Raw genomic sequence first — 15,009 nt, forward strand, 5'->3', positions numbered from 1 at the left:
CCCTTTTTTACAGTTTGCAATCCCTTTTCCTCTTTTTCTGTCTCTGTTTCCACTTATTTCTGCCTCTTTTTTAGCTTTCCCAGGCTTATTTCCACTACGTTTCTCATAGTAACTCCATCTCCGTTTCCTCTGTGGGACTTACTTTGGGAATTTACGTATTTTTCAGATGCTCCATTGAAAAATTTCTCTATTCCCCTTGTTTTTTTTGTGAGTTGTGCTATACTAAAGGTACTATATCAAAAGCGATGACGGAACGAGTAACGGCGCTTTAGCGGACAGAGAGAGGGAGGAAGGCTGAGACTTCCTTGCGCAGCGGGTGCCGTGAAGACCACTCCTAAGCTGTGCCGTGACAGAAACGGCATCGTATTTCTGCGTTAAAGAATAGGGTTTGATGGAACCTGAAGACAAAGCCAAGGTGGGACCGTGCATTTGATATGGATGCACCCTTGAGAACGGGATGAAGACCGTTTTCAAGGGTGTTTTTTGATAGAGAAAAGGAGTCGAGGACAGTGAAAATTCAATTGCAGGATGGACAGATCACTACATTTGAGGAGGAGCTTGGGCGTAACGCCTTCCGCCACACGGCATCCCATATACTGGCCCAGGCGGTCAAGCGCCTATATCCACAGACGAAATTGGCCATCGGTCCGGCTATAGCGGATGGATTCTATTATGACTTTGACACGGAAGCGCCGCTGACCCAGGATGATCTTGGCGCCATCGAAGCCGAAATGCGAAAGATCGTGAAGGAAGGACTCACGCTAGAGCGCTTTACGCTGCCAAAGGAGGAGGCCATTGAGCTCGTGCGGTCTATGGGAGAGCCTTACAAGGAGGAATTGGCGCAGAATTTGCCGGAGGGGGCGACCATCAGTTTTTACAGGCAAGGAGAGTTTGTGGATCTCTGCGCAGGCCCCCATGTTGGCAATACAAAGGTGGTCAAGGCCATTAAGCTCACCAGTGTGGCGGGGGCCTACTGGCACGGAGATGAGAAGAATAAGATGCTCACCCGCATCTATGGCACTTGCTTTCCCACAAAGGAGGAATTGAGCGCATACCTTGAAAGAATCGAGGAAGCGAAGCGCCGGGATCACCGCAAGTTAGGGAAGGAACTGGGGCTCTTTACCTTTATGGAAGAAGGTCCAGGATTCCCCTTCTTCCTACCCAAAGGAATGGTTTTGAAAAATACCCTCATCGAGTACTGGCGCAAGATTCATGAACGGGAAGGATATATTGAGATTTCCACCCCGGTCATGCTGAGCCGGCAGCTGTGGGAGACATCCGGGCACTGGGATCACTATAAAGAAAACATGTATACGTCCACTATCGACGGCGAGGACTTTGCCATCAAGCCCATGAATTGCCCAGGCGGAATGCTGGTTTACAAGTCCAGCGGCCATTCCTACCGGGATCTGCCCCTTCGGATGGGCGAATTGGGTCTCGTTCACCGCCATGAGAAATCCGGAGCACTCCACGGCTTGATGAGAGTCCGCTGTTTCACTCAGGACGACGCCCATATTTTTATGACGCCAGAACAAATCACAGATGAGATCAAAGGCGTCGTTCGGCTGATCGATGAGGTTTACAGCGTTTTTGGCTTTCCCTATCATGTCGAACTCTCAACCCGCCCCGACAACAGCATTGGAAGCGACGAGGACTGGGAGATGGCGACTGACGGCTTGAAAAAAGCTCTCGATGAGCTTGGGATGCCCTACAGTATCAATGAGGGCGACGGGGCTTTCTACGGGCCTAAGATCGATTTCCACCTGGAAGATTCCCTGGGCAGGACTTGGCAGTGTGGAACGATTCAGCTGGATTTCCAGCTCCCCCTGAGGTTTGAGGCGGAGTATACCGGCGCGGATGGCGAAAAACACCGTCCGATCATGATTCATCGGGTTGTATTTGGCTCGATTGAACGGTTCATCGGAATCTTAACGGAACACTTCGCGGGGAAATTTCCCACATGGCTGGCGCCTGTCCAGGCGATGGTGCTGCCGATTTCCGACCGGTTCCAGGACTATGCAAAGGGCGTTTACAGTGCGCTGAAGGCCGCTGGTATCCGTGCGGAACTGGATGGACGAGATGAAAAGATTGGATACAAAATTCGTGATGCCCGGTTAAATCGAATTCCCTACATGCTCATCGTGGGGGAGAAGGAAGAATCGGACAAGACGATTTCCGTTCGAAGCCGGGGGGAAGGAGAACAGGGAAGCTGCACAGTGGAGACCTTTGTGAACCGGGTTCTGGATGAAATCCAAAGAAAGGCCCGATGAAAAACAACGGATTTTGTCAGAAACAAAGTTTTTCAATTGATCTTGTCCCTGTTTTTTCTCCGGCCATGCAAAAAGCCGTTGAATGTGCTATACTTGCAGTAATTTCATCGAGCGAAATGGGAGGAGTATAGGATGCGATTTGGGGTATGTACCGATGTGGATAACATCGAGGTTGCTCAGCGGTTGGGATTTGCCTATATCGAATGTTATGCGGCGGGTCTGGCGGCTATGACGGAAGAGGAATTTGAGAGAGCGAAGGCGGCGGTGGAGCAATCTTCGATTCAAGTCGAATGCTTTAACGGGTTATTTCCCGGTGATTTTTCACTTTTGGGTGCGCGGGATGATGACAGGCTTCGCCGCTACTTGGACGCTTTGTTCACGAGAGTGGAGGCCTTTCGAGCGCCATTGGTGGTCTTTGGAAGCGGCAAAGCGCGGTCCTGCCCGGAGGGAATGGATTTTGCCGAGGGATGTAGACAGTTGGCGGAGATAACGGGGATTATAGGTGAGGTGGCGGAACCACATGGAATCACCATTGCCATCGAACCCCTGAATCACAGCGAGACAAATATGATTACGTCTGTGGGGGAGGCGGCGATGCTGGCGGCGTGGATTCATCGTCCCAATGTGAAGGTATTGGCGGACGGCTTCCATATGTTCAAAGAGGGAGAAAGCATGAACAATATTCGCAGAGCCGGCGAGTTAGCCCACACCCATATCGCGACGCTGGAAGGCCGCCGATACCCTCTGGAGAGGGATCCTCGACTGGAGGAGTTCTTTCAGGCCCTTGTGGATAAGGGATACGCTGGCCGGATGAGCATCGAAGGGGGCACGGACAATCTGGAAGAGGACGGAGCTCGAGCCCTTGCCACGCTCCGCGAACTGGAGGCATTGGCGGCGGCGAAATAGTGGATACACGGAAAGGGGGTGTCGGGAAATAGCGAATATTGCCCCTGATAGGTAAGAAGGAGACCGCCCCCTGTGTAGAGCTATCGATTTCCCGACAGCCCTCTTTTGGCACGCCAGCGGTGAAATGGGATGAAAAATGCACGCCGGCGAGGCGAAGAGCGGCAGCGGCCAGCGGGCACACGGAGGCAAATTCCCCGCCGGCAGCGGCGAAACGACCATGCCGGCGGGGAAATGGGATGAAAAATGCACGCCGGCGAGATAAAGAACGGCAGTGACCAGCGGGCACACGGAGGCAAATTCCCCGCCGGCAGCGGCGAAACGACCATGCCGGCGGGGAAACGAGATGAAAAATGCACGCCGGCTAGGTAAAGAACGGCAGTGGCCAGCGAGTACATGAAGACAAATTCCTCGCCGCCAGCGTCAAAATGATCATGCCGGCGGAGTACAGGATGAAAAATGCACGCCGGCGAGGCGAAGAGCGGCAGCGACCAGCGGGCACATGAAGACAAATTCCTCGCCGCCAGCGTCAAAATGATCATGCCGGCGGGGAAACGAGATGAAAAATGCACGCCGGCGAGGCGAAGAGCGGCAGCGACCAGCGGACACACGGAGGCAAATTCCCCGCCGCCAGCGTCAAAATGACCATGCCGGCGGGAAAATGAGATGAAAAATGCACGCCGGTTAGGCGAAAAACGGCAGCGACCAGCGGGCACACGGAGGCAAATTCCCCGCCGCCAGCGTCAAAATGATCATGCCGGCGGTGAAAAAATGCACGCCGGCGAGATAAAGAACGGCAGTGGCCAGCGGGCACACGGAGGCAAATTCCCCGCCGGCAGCGGCGAAACGACCATGCCGGCGGGGAAACGAGATGAAAAATGCACGCCGGCGAGGCGAAGAACGGCAGCGACCAGCGGGCACACGGAGGCAAATTCCCCGCCGGCACAGCCGAAACGACTATGCCGGCGGAGAAATGAGATGAAAAATGCACGCCGGCGAGGCGAAGAACGGCAGCGACCAGCGGGCATATGGAGGCAAATTCCCCGCCGGCAGCGGCGAAACGACCATGCCGGCGGAGAAATGAGATGAAAAATGCACGCCGGCGAGGCGAAGAACGGCAGCGACCAGCGGGCATATGGAGGCAAATTCCCCGCCGGCAGCGGCCAGCGGGCACACGGAGGCAAATTCCCCGCCGGCAGCGGCGAAACGACCATGCCGGCGGTGAAAAAATGCACGCCGGCGAGGCGAAGAACGGCAGCGACCAGCGGGCATACGGAGGCAAATTCCCCGCCGCCAGCGTCAAAATGATCATGCCGGCGGTGAAAAAATGCACGCCGGCGAGATAAAGAACGGTAGCGGCCAGCGGGCACACGGAGGCAAATTCCCCGCCGGCAGCGGCGAAACGACCATGCCGGCGGGGAAACGAGATGAAAAATGCACGCCGGCTAGGTGAAGAGCGGCAGCGACCAGCGGACACACGGAGGAATTCCCCGCCGCCAGCGTCAAAATGATCATGCCGGCGGTGAAAAAATGCACGCCGGCGATAAAGAACGGCAGCGGCCAGCGGACACACGGAGGCAAATTCCCCGCCGCCAGCGTCAAAATGATCACGCCGGCGGGCAGTCTTCCACTATATGTAGAGGCAGGGCGATCCTTTTCCCGACAGTCTCTTTTTTTATGGAATTTGACAAATGCCCTGGAAGATGATACAATCCAAAAAAAGCATGGGCACACATGTTTGAATCTTGGGGGCAAAGGAGAGAGCAAGATGGCTGAGAAAATTGGACTGGTATTAGAAGGCGGTGGTATGCGCGGAATCTACACGGTAGGGGTGCTGGACAGGCTGTTGGAGCTTTCCATTATGCCGGATTATGTAATCGGTGTCTCGGCTGGCGCTTGTAATGGCTTATCCTACGTATCCCGGCAGGTTGGGCGGGGTTACCGGATCATTATGGATTACATTGGCGACGCGCGCTACGTCAGCGTTTCCAATTATCTGAAAACCGGCTCCATGTTCGGCATGGATTTTATCTTCGACGAGATTCCCCACAAGCTGGATCTCTACGACTATGACGCTCTGTTGTCGTCGCCCTGTGAGTACGTGGTGGGTGTCACCGATGTGAGGACGGGCCGGCCCGTGTACTTCGATAAAAGGGATATGGACCATGATTCCACCGTTTTTCGGGCTTCCTCCGCCCTTCCATTTTTTTCTCATGTGGTGGAATACAAGGGCGGTCAGTATCTGGACGGCGGAACGGCGGACCCGATTCCTGTCCGAAAGGCATTGGCAGACGGCTGTGACCGATTGGTCGTCATTCTGACGCAGCACCGTGACTACAGAAAAAAGCCACAGAAGCATCAGCGAATCTATGCCCACGCATTGCGCCAATACCCTGCCATAGTAGACGCCATGAATGTCCGGCACCAAGTCTACAATGACACGCTGGACTATATTCAGCAGCTGGAGCGGGAGGGAACCGCCCTGGTGATTGCACCTCATACTCCCGTTACCATTGGACGGTTTGAAAAAAAAGCGGAAAATCTCAATCGGCTGTACGAGCAGGGAAAACAGGATGCCATCCGGCAGGAGGAAGCCCTTAAAAAACTGTTTTCTCTATAGGAGCGTCTGCCCATTGATATCCAGCTTAAAGGTTAAGCCGAGATAGTTGGCGGCTCGTCGGCAGAGGACCATGCGGCCAAGGAAGATTTCAAAATAATTCATGACCGCGCAGATCTCCGTGTCAATGGTGATGGAAAGTGTGATGGTCTTGCCCTCAGGTTCCAGCCGAAGGCTGGAATCTACGACGGAGTAGTTGACCCTGTCGTGAATATCAAAGGAGGTAATGTCCTGATTTCGGACACGGGAGCGGCGGACATCGCTTTTGTCTGCCAGGATCAAGGCCGCGGCGACGGCGTTGACAGGTACCGCCGTCCCCTCGTCATGGTTGCCGATCGCTGTTACAATGGTGGCCACCTCGTCCGCCGGCATTCCTAATTTGTCGAGGATGCGGAAGGCCATAATAGCCCCGCTCTGTGCGTGGTCCACCCGGTTGACCACATTTCCGATGTCATGCATAAAGCCGGCGATCTGTGTCAACTCCAAGAGGCGAGGTTCATAGTGCAGCGCTTCCAGAATGTCACGAGCTGTCTGCGCAGTTTTTGTCACATGGGCGAAGGAATGCTCCGTGAAGCCGAGAGTAATCAGCGTTTCATCAGCCCTTTTGATATAGGTCCGGATCTCAGGATTATTCTGTATGGATGCAAACGTTACAAGGGACATGGGGAGAACCTCCTTGTTGGGATATTGCGTAGTTTGTTTCGTTTACTGTAGCACGATTCGGTGGCAGTGTCAAGATTTTGATTGATTTGGAAGGGGGACATGCGGATGAGGATGCGATGTAGGAGGCCAGGCCTCTTGACTTTTGTGTTATGCTGTTATCTTATGGTTCTTGGCGGTTGCGGGGCGAGACAGGGGGAGGCGCTGGCGCCTCCGGGCTATGACCAGAATGCGGAATTGGAACAAGAGTCAATCTCGGCACAGGCGCCGGATGGTCTGGAGAGTTTGACCATTCAGTTTTTGGATGTGGGCCAGGCGGATTGCATCCTTTTCACAACGGCGTCCAACGAGGCAATGCTCATCGATGCTGGGAATAACGCTGATGGAGAGGGGATTGTTCAATACTTGCGTGAACAGGGCGTCGAGGGGTTGCGGTATGTGATCGGGACACATCCCCATGAAGATCATATAGGAGGGCTGGATGATGTTATCCGGGCGTTTCCCATAGAAGAATTGATGATGCCGAAGGTGATGACACAGACGGTGACATTTGAATCTGTATTGGATGCCGCCATGGAGAAAGGGCTCTCCATCACGGCGCCAGGGGTAGGAGATGTCTTTACGTTTGGCGAAGGATCCTACCAAATCCTGTCTATTGGCGAGGACGAAGAGAGTCTCAATTCCTCTTCCATCGTCATCCGAATGACCTATGGAGATCTCCACTTTATCTTCACAGGGGATGCGGAGCAAGATGCAGAGGAGAGAATGTTGAATTCGGGGCTTCCACTATCGGCTGATATCCTGAAGGTTGGCCATCATGGCAGCGAGACGAGCAGCAGCGCCGACTTTTTGCAGGCGGTTGCGCCGCGAGACTGCGTTATCAGCGTTGGAAAAGATAACGCCTACGGACATCCTGCGACATCAGTGTTGGAGCGGTTGGAGCCTGAGCATACATACCGGACGGATCAGTTGGGAACCGTCGTGGTCACCACCGATGGGCAGCAATATGAGATCCATTGGAAGCAGACCGAGATCGATGGAAATGGTGGCCTACCTGGGAACCCGGCAGAATCCGGGTCCGATATCCAAGGGGCGAAGGTCTACGTGACGGAATCCGGCAAGAAATATCATCGAGAAACTTGTTCAAGCCTAAAGAACAGTAAAATTCCAATGTCACTGGAGGAGGCCAAGGCGAAAGGCTATGAGCCCTGCGGAACTTGTAATCCTCAGGAGTAGAGAGGAGTTGTGTCATCATGTATACGATCGATCGAGTGGAAGGCGATCTTGTCATCTGTGAGAATCGGGATACGGGGGAGATGCTGGAGATCCCTCGATGTCAATTTCCGGAAGATATCCGAGCAGGCGAACTGTTTGACCTTACGGAAAAAGGGGTTCAGATCCGACAGGAGGACACGGAGGCCGCCCGCAAGCGCGTACAGGACAAAATGAAGGCGCTCTGGAAATGAAATTTTCTGACAATTTAATTTTATTGTAAATTTGCCTCGAAAAAATAGAGGGAATTTTTGGACATAATTCATGTAGATTGTCAATTGCTGTAAACCGCGAAATATGGTATAGTTTGTCTATAAAGGCTGCGCGGTTTTTATGAATAAAAGGAGAAACCAAATCGATCCGTTCGTTTAAGGATGTGATGATATGGCGGGGATACAAGATGGCACAGGGGAGGAGCTGCGACGAAGGACAGAAACGATATTGCTCCAGGAGCTTCGCAAAGCGCCGGATAGACAGGACCAGGAGTTGATCTTTCAGTGTCAACGCGCCCTGAGCGGATCCGAGCGGCAGTGTGGGCGAGACTCCGATGACGTTATTGAAGACCTGGACGTGTTCAAGAGGACGGTGGAGCCTAGGTCCTCCGCATATGATGTGGAGCAGCTAGACCAGCTGCGAACCAATGGCTGGTGGCTTCCCAGGCGAAAGAATCCTTGGAGACATGTGGTTATGCCCGTTGGCAAGGTTGTGGCGGCACTATTGTTTCTCGTGGTGGTGATTCGATTTGGATGCCATGAGGTTACAGGGGACTCGATCTATAGAGTTTTGCAGGAGTTGGGAGACGGAATTTTGCTGACACAGCAAGTGCCCAACACGCGATTACCGGTTGTCTATGATGATTTGGACAATTATGTGGAGGACCCGGCGGGTTTCTTGGCCATCCCTAAGACGCTTCCGGATGGTTATTGCTACGATGGGGCCATCGAGTCCATGGAGTTGAGCTGGGGCATGTTGATCGTCATCTCCTATTCCAATGTGAATCAGGATCTGTTGACAATCCAGATTAGCATCCCCAAAGACAATCGGCCGATTCAGTGGGGAATAGAGGTTGACAGCGAGGAAATAGAAGTCTATGAGATCAACGGCATTGAATTCCTGCTTTGCAGAGATGGAGATTTGACCAAATGTCAGTGGCGTGTGGGCGCCAACAATTATATCCTACAGTCCACCGCCTCCTCAGCGAGTGTCAGAGAGTTTTTATCCTATATTGAAAATTATTAGGAGGTAGAGAGTTATGCGCAAAAGAACCGCGTCTGTAACAGTATGTTTCATCTTGCTTGTCTCTTGCTTCATGACGGTCAAGGCGGACGGGCCTGCCATCGAGCCGTATTCGTCTACAATTTTTTCCAACTATATTGCCTCCGCCACGTGCCCGAGCGCTGGCAAGATCTCCGGCAGTATCTATGTTGCGATTCGTGACGATGTGAAGCCGGCGACACTGGCGGGACTCAAATATACGAAGCTGCAATACAAAAACGCAGATGGCACTTGGACGACGGAAAGAATCTATCCGCAGGCTTATTTCACGGGATGCAATAGTTTTTCCAAGGAATATAACAACCTGACCGTCACTTCGGGACGGACCTATCGGTTCGAGTTTACTGCATATGGAGTGGCGGGAGGTACATCATCGGAAAGAGTTTACTACTCGAATTCTGTGTATATTAAGTAAGGAGTCTTGCAGATCGGTATAGCTGGATCGTGATGGGTGTACAGAAAAAGGATGGCGATACTAATCATTCGGCAGATTGTATTTTTGGAAGACCGGACGCGGTTGAATGGTCGAATGGGATTGTGTAGCCAATGGGGGAAGGGCGTCAGGACCGAATTGCTGGCGCCTGATCAGAGAGATGGGCGAGGGTGTAAAAACCCTCGCCTTTATAGAATGTGTAGGTGGATAAATTAACCGATAAACATTTGCGTCCAATAATTTCCATTGGCCACATATCCTACGCCGATCTGAGTATAGGATGCATTCAAAATATTGGCACGATGGCCGCTGGAGTTCATCCAACCATCCACCACCGCCTGAGGTGTTTTATACCCCTTGGCGATGTTTTCGCCGGCAGTTTTATAGGATATACCAAAAGACTTTATCATCTGAAATGGCGTTCCGTAAATGGGACTGTTGTGAGCAAAGTATTTGTTATCCAACATGTCCTGCGATTTAAATCGCGCGACTCTGGAGAGCTCCCAATTGGTTGATAATTCTTTTAAACCATTATTCCGACGGATATCATTCACCAGACGGATAACTTCATTTTCAAAATCAGTTACCGTGGTATCGTATTGCGGTATGGTCAAAATCTGACCCGGATAAATTAAATCGGGATTTGAAATCTGAGGATTCGCATTGATGATCTCACTGACCCCTACCTGATATTTTACTGCCAGTTTCCACATGGTGTCTCCTCTTACAACGGTGTGGGATATAGCATTCGATGCCGCTGAAACTGAAGGAACATATAAGGAAACGATCAAGAACGCCGCTATGAAAAGAGTACAGAATTTCTTCATACGATAACCTCCAAGTTTGATTTCCCTCAAGGGATGTATCGATTATTACATACTTTGCCGGTACATTGCAAATGTAATGTTTGCCAATGCTTTTTTTTTCATGGTATTGACTTTATAGCAAACCGCATACTTTCTATTTAGATGTTCCGCATATAACCGGAGTTTTCTTCGGCTATGCCGTTGACGTTTGGAGTACAGAAATAAGACTGGGATTGCAATATTTACCGGAACAAGTAAAACATAACAGTTCTAAAGAAATGTTTATCCATGGGAGTATATAGGGGTTCCCGCCCTCTCTTTGTTGAGCTGTACCCCATGGAGTAATCCTATGCGTTGTAGAATGGGTTAAAAAATCGCTTGACAAGAGCGGTTGCTTGCCGTATAATGAGGAAAGCATTGTGTGGGTTCTTTTGCCGTCGCAGTGTGTAGGGAGAAGTATCGAAGTGGTCATAACGAGCCGCACTCGAAATGCGGTTGTCCTCCGGGGCACATGGGTTCGAATCCCATCTTCTCCGTTAAAAAGAGACAAACTTTTTTAGAGCAGGTTTGTCTCTTCTTTTATCCACTAATAGGTTAAAAATAGAATCATGGCATTGATAACGGCTTGATTTTGATGAAAATCAGGTCGTTTTTTCTTCTGTTCGTTTATATTATAAGTCCTAAATATACTAATTTGCGATAATACCGGAATCAATTCCCATAGCTTCAGAAGTCAACAGAACGATCTGCCGGAACAAATCTCTGTCATCGTGTAACATTGTAAATAACCTCGCTTTCTACCAATGTCCGCATCGCCTTATCGGGGAAATAGGGCGAATAGGCTGAGATGGATTTTCTTGTGATTCCGTTTTTATCGATGAACGCCGCAACGATTTTTTTCCTATCGGCGTCATAAAAGCCTGCGTCGGTAAAATTCATCAGCTCAAGGAAGCTCATGGTTGCCGCATTGCTGCTGTTGATTGCAGTCCTTGCCCGGCGTAGCAGCACCTTTTGACCGCCAACCGGAACCTCCCGAACTCTATACTATAATTTACTTGTAATGTGAATATAGAGATATTAACACGGATGTGCGCTTATGCCTTTCGATTCCGATATAGCGAAATCGGAAGACTGGCGCAAGATTAGGTTTTTCAAACCGCACAATTACATCGTACTCACCATGTCCTCATAACTCATCAAAGATATATTCCCCATCTCATTTGCCCGGTCAGTGCAGCCCTTGGTAAAGCCGGTTTTGGCAAAGAGATAGTAGTGAACATTTTGATAGGGAAACAATTCGCTGCGTTTTACAAGCGTTTCCAAAACGCCGAGATCAACTTTTTCATTCGTCCATTTACACTCCCCGAAAAGGGCAGTATTTTTATCCTGCTCGGCAAGAATATCGATCTCCGTCTGACGTTTTTCTTTGGGATCGTTGCCCCACCAGCGGCCGAGAGAGGAAAACTCCACTGGACATTCTCCGTTCAGCAACAGCTTCCAGAGATATTGCTTGCAAATATCTTCAAACACTTTGCCCATATAGTCGGACAGATACGGCTCAATGCGCTTATATGCCAAATCGGCAGCGCCACGGGCGATGATCGAGTTGTTTTCCGGTACAAAACGATACCAGAAGCGGAACATGTTGTCTGCAATGGAGTAAATCGCTTTCCGGGACGCTTTTTCACCGTACGGCGTTTCCTTTTCAATAATGCCAAGGGAGATCAGGTTTTTCATATAGGCGGAGCAAATATTTGTGCTTTCCCCGACTTTTCCGGAAATCTCCGACATACGGGAAGCGCCGGTCGCAATCGCCGTGATGATCGCATTGTAGAGCGCCGGTTCCCGCACCTCCTGCTTGAGCAGGTTTTCCGGCTCTTCGAACAGGGCGGAGTTGGGGTTCAGAAATGTGTTTTTAATATTGTCCTCAATGCTCAGCGTATCGCTCATCTGAAGCAGATACTGCGGTGTACCGCCTACGATTCCGTACACATAAGCGTTTTCTTCATCGGTGAAATTTTTGAAATAATGACAGGTCTCTTCAAAGTCAAAGGGAAGAATTTTCATCTGCACTGTCCGTCTGCCGTAAAGCGGCGCTTTGTAGGCGAGGACATGATCTTCCATATAGGACATCGACGAGCCGCAGAGGATCAGCATCAGTTTGGAAGAGTCCTTGTACTGGTCGATCAAAAGCTGAATGGTGGAAGCAAGGCTTTTCGATGAGCGAGCGACATAGGGGTATTCGTCGATTGCAAGAATGATTCGTTCTTTTTCGGAGAGCTTGAACACATATTCCAAAGCCGCCTGAAAGGACAGGAAAGAGGTTTCGACCTCCATGCCGGTGTGGTAGCTCATAATACTCTTGCTGAAATTTTCAAGATTTTGCTTGGCGTTGCTCTCGACGCCCATAAAATAGATGGCGTTTTTATCGTCTATAAACTGGCTGATCAACGCCGTTTTACCAACACGGCGGCGACCATATATTACTACAAATTCAAACTTATCCGATGCATATACCTTATTCAGAGTTGCAAGTTCACGCTCTCTGCCGATAAACATGGATTACATCCTCCCATCTCAGCGACACGCATTGCTTATAGTATAACAGTATAACACAAAATCAGAATTAGTCAAGTATGATTCGGCAAATTATACTTGACTAATTCTGATTTTGATTTTATGCGAGTTTGCGGGTGTACAAAGTTGTGTTTTTTTGTTGCTATGAGTACTGATCAATGCTATACTATCATATGAGAGTATTTATATTTAGACATTGTAAAGTAAAAAACAGTCCATATATTTTGCACAGGAGGGATAGTATGAAAATCTGTACTCAAGTTTATGTAAAAAATAGTTTTGAAGCAGCAGAAATGTATTGTAAAGCATTTGGTGCAGAAATTACCTTTGAAATAAAAAATAATGACAAAACTGCCTATGAACACTGTGAATTATCTGTAGATGGTGAAGGATTTTTAGCATTAAGTGAAGCAGCGAATCCTTGCGACGTTACCATAGTACACAAAATGAAATGGGAAACTATGACGTTTAATGTTTTTGAAATGGGAAGCGAAGAGGCGGTTAGTAACGCCTTTAATATTCTGAGCAATGGCGGCGTTGTTATTCAACCCATTCACGAAGTTCCATGGAGCAAATGTTGTGCTACTGTTATAGATAAATTTGGAGTGTGTTGGTGGATTGCAATTTGATAAAGCGAATGAGCAGAATCTTCACTGCAAGAGTATAGTCCTTAGACATAAAGATGTGACAAAACAAACGGACCACACCCGAAGGGGCTGTTGCAAAATAAGTAAATTCATCATGTGAAATTTTTGGGTACGACCTTCTCCAATTTTAGAGGATTGGCTTTGTTTCTCCGGTACAATAGAAAGGTAATACTTAAGTACCGGAGGAATGTAAAATGAAACATCAGAAACTACAGGAGAGCATGATACCACCATATGAAACAGCCTTGCGGGAAGCCGAGAAAAGCGCGGCGACGATTGAAAAATATCTGCACAGCGTCCGGCAGTTCGTTACCCGTTGTGCAGGCCAAAGGGTTGACAAAGCGCTTGTGCTGGAATACAAGGCGAGGCTAGGTGAAAATTACGCCCCCTCCAGCGCTAACGCAGTGCTGGCGGCGGTCAACGGCTTTCTCCGCTTTTGGGGTTTTGAGCGTTGCTGCGTAAAGCCTTTTAAGCTACAGAAAAGACTCTTTTGCCCGGAGGAAAAGGAGCTGAGCCGGGAGGAATACATACGGCTCATAAAAGCGGCTAAGGAAAAAAGTAGCGAGCGGTTAGCCCTGCTGCTGGAAAGCATCTGCGCCACGGGAATTCGGGTGAGCGAGCTGCCATATATTACTGTGGAAGCCGTCGCGCAGGGCGAGGCCGTTGTGACTTGCAAGGGAAAAACGCGGACGGTGTTCCTGCCTGCCGCCCTGCAAAAGAAGCTGAGTCGGTATGCACAGAGAAAGCATATTCAAAGCGGCCCGGTGTTCGTGACCCGGACGGGAAAGCCCATGAACCGCTCCAACATCTGGCGGGAGATGAAGGCTTTATGCGAACGGGCGCAGGTTGCCCCATCTAAAGTGTTTCCGCATAGTCTCAGGCACCTTTTTGCCCGGACGTTTTACAGTATCGACCACGATGTGGCGAAGCTGGCGGATATACTCGGCCATTCGAATATCAACACCACTCGAATCTATATCATCACCAATGGGGCAGAGCACCGCCGCAAAATGGAAACCATGCGGCTCGTCATCTGAAAAAAGGACAAAAAAATACCAGCGCCACATAACGCCAGTTCCTGATTGACAACAGAAGAAGTATTCTGTTGTAATGGACGTAAAAATACAGACAAATATACACGACTACTATAGCGTAATCTGTCATAAAAGTCAAGATAAAGTTATATTTTAGAGCGCGACAAAGAAACCTTTTCATGGAAAGCTGTTGAAAAGGTTTCTTTGTCGCGCCTTTTTCATACGGGAAGATGGATAGTAACGGCTAGTGCAGTTGTGTCGTTCCCGGCAAATGACAACAGAATACTTCTTCTGTTATCATCTGTTACCAATCGTGAACTGGCGTGCGCCCCGCTTTGTGGATTGCCTTAGAGAGTCCTGATTCCATGCTAATGAGCAGGCGCCATTGTCACTAAGAGGAGGTGGGAAGCCGTGCGTGAAGGAGACGAACTGAATACGCCGAAATCAGAAGAAGTTGAGATGGATTGGTTGATGAAAGAATTCGACGAACTCCACAGGCGCAGTCGAAATCAAGA

The 15,009-nt window shown here is 49.8% G+C and carries 20 protein-coding genes and 1 tRNA gene; 17 read left to right on the plus strand and 4 right to left on the minus strand.

The features are described 5' to 3' along the window. Positions 1 to 509 precede the first annotated feature (509 nt). The 10 genes from thrS to H8730_RS16315 all read left to right on the plus strand — a co-directional run bounded on the left by thrS (position 510) and on the right by H8730_RS16315 (position 5,793). On the plus strand, positions 510 to 2,270 hold the full coding sequence (gene thrS, locus H8730_RS16285) for a threonine--tRNA ligase (RefSeq protein WP_177715074.1): 1,761 nt from the start codon (positions 510 to 512) through the stop codon (positions 2,268 to 2,270). A gap of 132 nt (positions 2,271 to 2,402) precedes the next feature. Further along, entirely contained in the window at positions 2,403 to 3,176 is a 774-nt protein-coding gene (locus tag H8730_RS16290) for a sugar phosphate isomerase/epimerase family protein (RefSeq protein WP_177715072.1), read from the plus strand. A gap of 136 nt (positions 3,177 to 3,312) precedes the next feature. Next, on the plus strand, positions 3,313 to 3,438 hold the full coding sequence (locus H8730_RS17765; RefSeq protein ID WP_283244023.1) for a hypothetical protein: 126 nt from the start codon (positions 3,313 to 3,315) through the stop codon (positions 3,436 to 3,438). After that, positions 3,420 to 3,545 (plus strand): hypothetical protein, encoded by a 126-nt coding sequence (locus H8730_RS17770; protein WP_283244024.1) that lies wholly within the window; start codon positions 3,420 to 3,422, stop codon positions 3,543 to 3,545. The genes H8730_RS17765 and H8730_RS17770 overlap by 19 nt, the downstream gene beginning before the upstream one ends. Before the next feature lie 87 nt (positions 3,546 to 3,632). After that, positions 3,633 to 3,818 (plus strand): hypothetical protein, encoded by a 186-nt coding sequence (locus H8730_RS16295; RefSeq protein ID WP_249290195.1) that lies wholly within the window; start codon positions 3,633 to 3,635, stop codon positions 3,816 to 3,818. 21 nt (positions 3,819 to 3,839) lie between these two features. Then, positions 3,840 to 4,262, plus strand: coding sequence for a hypothetical protein (locus tag H8730_RS16300; RefSeq protein WP_249290196.1), 423 nt, complete (start codon positions 3,840 to 3,842; stop codon positions 4,260 to 4,262). A gap of 3 nt (positions 4,263 to 4,265) precedes the next feature. Further along, complete coding sequence (locus tag H8730_RS16305) at positions 4,266 to 4,481, plus strand: hypothetical protein (protein WP_249290197.1); 216 nt, start codon at positions 4,266 to 4,268, stop codon at positions 4,479 to 4,481. A 19-nt stretch (positions 4,482 to 4,500) separates the two neighbouring features. After that, positions 4,501 to 4,626: a hypothetical protein gene (locus H8730_RS17775; protein ID WP_283244025.1), complete on the plus strand. Its 126-nt coding sequence runs from the start codon at positions 4,501 to 4,503 to the stop codon at positions 4,624 to 4,626. Positions 4,627 to 4,703: 77 nt separating this feature from the next. After that, entirely contained in the window at positions 4,704 to 4,880 is a 177-nt protein-coding gene (locus H8730_RS16310) for a hypothetical protein (RefSeq protein ID WP_249290198.1), read from the plus strand. Positions 4,881 to 4,941: 61 nt separating this feature from the next. After that, positions 4,942 to 5,793 (plus strand): patatin-like phospholipase family protein, encoded by an 852-nt coding sequence (locus tag H8730_RS16315; protein WP_177718062.1) that lies wholly within the window; start codon positions 4,942 to 4,944, stop codon positions 5,791 to 5,793. Here H8730_RS16315 and H8730_RS16320 read toward each other — a convergent pair. Next, positions 5,788 to 6,453, minus strand: a complete 666-nt coding sequence (locus H8730_RS16320) for an HD domain-containing protein (RefSeq protein ID WP_177718064.1) — start codon at positions 6,451 to 6,453, stop codon at positions 5,788 to 5,790. The genes H8730_RS16315 and H8730_RS16320 overlap by 6 nt on opposite strands. A gap of 144 nt (positions 6,454 to 6,597) precedes the next feature. On the opposite strand from H8730_RS16320, the gene H8730_RS16325 reads away from it, so the two are divergent. From H8730_RS16325 to H8730_RS16340, 4 genes are all read left to right on the plus strand, one after another. Next, positions 6,598 to 7,686 carry a ComEC/Rec2 family competence protein gene (locus H8730_RS16325; RefSeq protein WP_249290200.1) on the plus strand — a complete coding sequence of 363 codons (1,089 nt, stop codon included), beginning with the start codon at positions 6,598 to 6,600 and terminating at the stop codon, positions 7,684 to 7,686. Positions 7,687 to 7,703: 17 nt separating this feature from the next. Beyond that, complete coding sequence (locus H8730_RS16330; protein WP_177718068.1) at positions 7,704 to 7,916, plus strand: DUF3006 domain-containing protein; 213 nt, start codon at positions 7,704 to 7,706, stop codon at positions 7,914 to 7,916. A gap of 190 nt (positions 7,917 to 8,106) precedes the next feature. Continuing rightward, positions 8,107 to 8,961: a hypothetical protein gene (locus H8730_RS16335; protein ID WP_177718070.1), complete on the plus strand. Its 855-nt coding sequence runs from the start codon at positions 8,107 to 8,109 to the stop codon at positions 8,959 to 8,961. A gap of 13 nt (positions 8,962 to 8,974) precedes the next feature. Then, complete coding sequence (locus H8730_RS16340; RefSeq protein WP_177718072.1) at positions 8,975 to 9,412, plus strand: hypothetical protein; 438 nt, start codon at positions 8,975 to 8,977, stop codon at positions 9,410 to 9,412. Between the two features lie 230 nt (positions 9,413 to 9,642). Here H8730_RS16340 and safA read toward each other — a convergent pair whose 3' ends face one another. Beyond that, on the minus strand, positions 9,643 to 10,257 hold the full coding sequence (gene safA / locus H8730_RS16345) for a SafA/ExsA family spore coat assembly protein (RefSeq protein ID WP_177718074.1): 615 nt from the start codon (positions 10,255 to 10,257) through the stop codon (positions 9,643 to 9,645). 429 nt (positions 10,258 to 10,686) lie between these two features. Here safA and H8730_RS16350 point away from each other — a divergent pair. After that, positions 10,687 to 10,772, plus strand: a tRNA-Ser gene (locus H8730_RS16350). A 229-nt stretch (positions 10,773 to 11,001) separates the two neighbouring features. Here the strand turns inward: H8730_RS16350 and H8730_RS16355 are convergent. Further along, positions 11,002 to 11,244, minus strand: coding sequence for a hypothetical protein (locus tag H8730_RS16355; protein WP_177718077.1), 243 nt, complete (start codon positions 11,242 to 11,244; stop codon positions 11,002 to 11,004). A 156-nt stretch (positions 11,245 to 11,400) separates the two neighbouring features. After that, the gene (locus H8730_RS16360; RefSeq protein WP_249290199.1) at positions 11,401 to 12,795 is read right to left on the minus strand and encodes an ATP-binding protein; all 1,395 of its coding nucleotides are present in this window, start codon (positions 12,793 to 12,795) and stop codon (positions 11,401 to 11,403) included. A 260-nt stretch (positions 12,796 to 13,055) separates the two neighbouring features. Between H8730_RS16360 and H8730_RS16365 the strand changes: the two genes are divergently transcribed. Further along, on the plus strand, positions 13,056 to 13,442 hold the full coding sequence (locus H8730_RS16365; protein WP_177718081.1) for a VOC family protein: 387 nt from the start codon (positions 13,056 to 13,058) through the stop codon (positions 13,440 to 13,442). A 212-nt stretch (positions 13,443 to 13,654) separates the two neighbouring features. Further along, the gene (locus H8730_RS16370) at positions 13,655 to 14,497 is read left to right on the plus strand and encodes a tyrosine-type recombinase/integrase (RefSeq protein ID WP_177718083.1); all 843 of its coding nucleotides are present in this window, start codon (positions 13,655 to 13,657) and stop codon (positions 14,495 to 14,497) included. The last annotated feature ends 512 nt before the right edge of the window (positions 14,498 to 15,009 follow it).

It is taken from the genome of Bianquea renquensis (genome assembly GCF_014384895.1).
Taxonomy (GTDB): Bacteria; Bacillota; Clostridia; order Lachnospirales; family Bianqueaceae; genus Bianquea; species Bianquea renquensis.

What these genes read in the sequence shown, in the direction of transcription:
- H8730_RS16315 (WP_177718062.1), top strand. Translation starts at nt 4,942, where the DNA reads ATGGCTGAGAAAATTGGACTGGTATTAGAAGGCGGTGGTATGCGCGGA.
- H8730_RS16360 (WP_249290199.1), bottom strand. Translation starts at nt 12,795, where the DNA reads ATGTTTATCGGCAGAGAGCGTGAACTTGCAACTCTGAATAAGGTATAT.
- H8730_RS16305 (WP_249290197.1), top strand. Translation starts at nt 4,266, where the DNA reads ATGCACGCCGGCGAGGCGAAGAACGGCAGCGACCAGCGGGCATATGGA.
- H8730_RS17775 (WP_283244025.1), top strand. Translation starts at nt 4,501, where the DNA reads ATGCACGCCGGCGAGATAAAGAACGGTAGCGGCCAGCGGGCACACGGA.
- H8730_RS17765 (WP_283244023.1), top strand. Translation starts at nt 3,313, where the DNA reads ATGCACGCCGGCGAGGCGAAGAGCGGCAGCGGCCAGCGGGCACACGGA.
- H8730_RS16320 (WP_177718064.1), bottom strand. Translation starts at nt 6,453, where the DNA reads ATGTCCCTTGTAACGTTTGCATCCATACAGAATAATCCTGAGATCCGG.
- H8730_RS16295 (WP_249290195.1), top strand. Translation starts at nt 3,633, where the DNA reads ATGCACGCCGGCGAGGCGAAGAGCGGCAGCGACCAGCGGGCACATGAA.
- H8730_RS16290 (WP_177715072.1), top strand. Translation starts at nt 2,403, where the DNA reads ATGCGATTTGGGGTATGTACCGATGTGGATAACATCGAGGTTGCTCAG.
- H8730_RS16330 (WP_177718068.1), top strand. Translation starts at nt 7,704, where the DNA reads ATGTATACGATCGATCGAGTGGAAGGCGATCTTGTCATCTGTGAGAAT.
- H8730_RS16370 (WP_177718083.1), top strand. Translation starts at nt 13,655, where the DNA reads ATGAAACATCAGAAACTACAGGAGAGCATGATACCACCATATGAAACA.
- H8730_RS16365 (WP_177718081.1), top strand. Translation starts at nt 13,056, where the DNA reads ATGAAAATCTGTACTCAAGTTTATGTAAAAAATAGTTTTGAAGCAGCA.
- safA (WP_177718074.1), bottom strand. Translation starts at nt 10,257, where the DNA reads ATGAAGAAATTCTGTACTCTTTTCATAGCGGCGTTCTTGATCGTTTCC.
- H8730_RS16335 (WP_177718070.1), top strand. Translation starts at nt 8,107, where the DNA reads ATGGCGGGGATACAAGATGGCACAGGGGAGGAGCTGCGACGAAGGACA.
- H8730_RS17770 (WP_283244024.1), top strand. Translation starts at nt 3,420, where the DNA reads ATGCACGCCGGCGAGATAAAGAACGGCAGTGACCAGCGGGCACACGGA.
- H8730_RS16310 (WP_249290198.1), top strand. Translation starts at nt 4,704, where the DNA reads ATGCACGCCGGCGATAAAGAACGGCAGCGGCCAGCGGACACACGGAGG.
- H8730_RS16300 (WP_249290196.1), top strand. Translation starts at nt 3,840, where the DNA reads ATGAAAAATGCACGCCGGTTAGGCGAAAAACGGCAGCGACCAGCGGGC.
- H8730_RS16340 (WP_177718072.1), top strand. Translation starts at nt 8,975, where the DNA reads ATGCGCAAAAGAACCGCGTCTGTAACAGTATGTTTCATCTTGCTTGTC.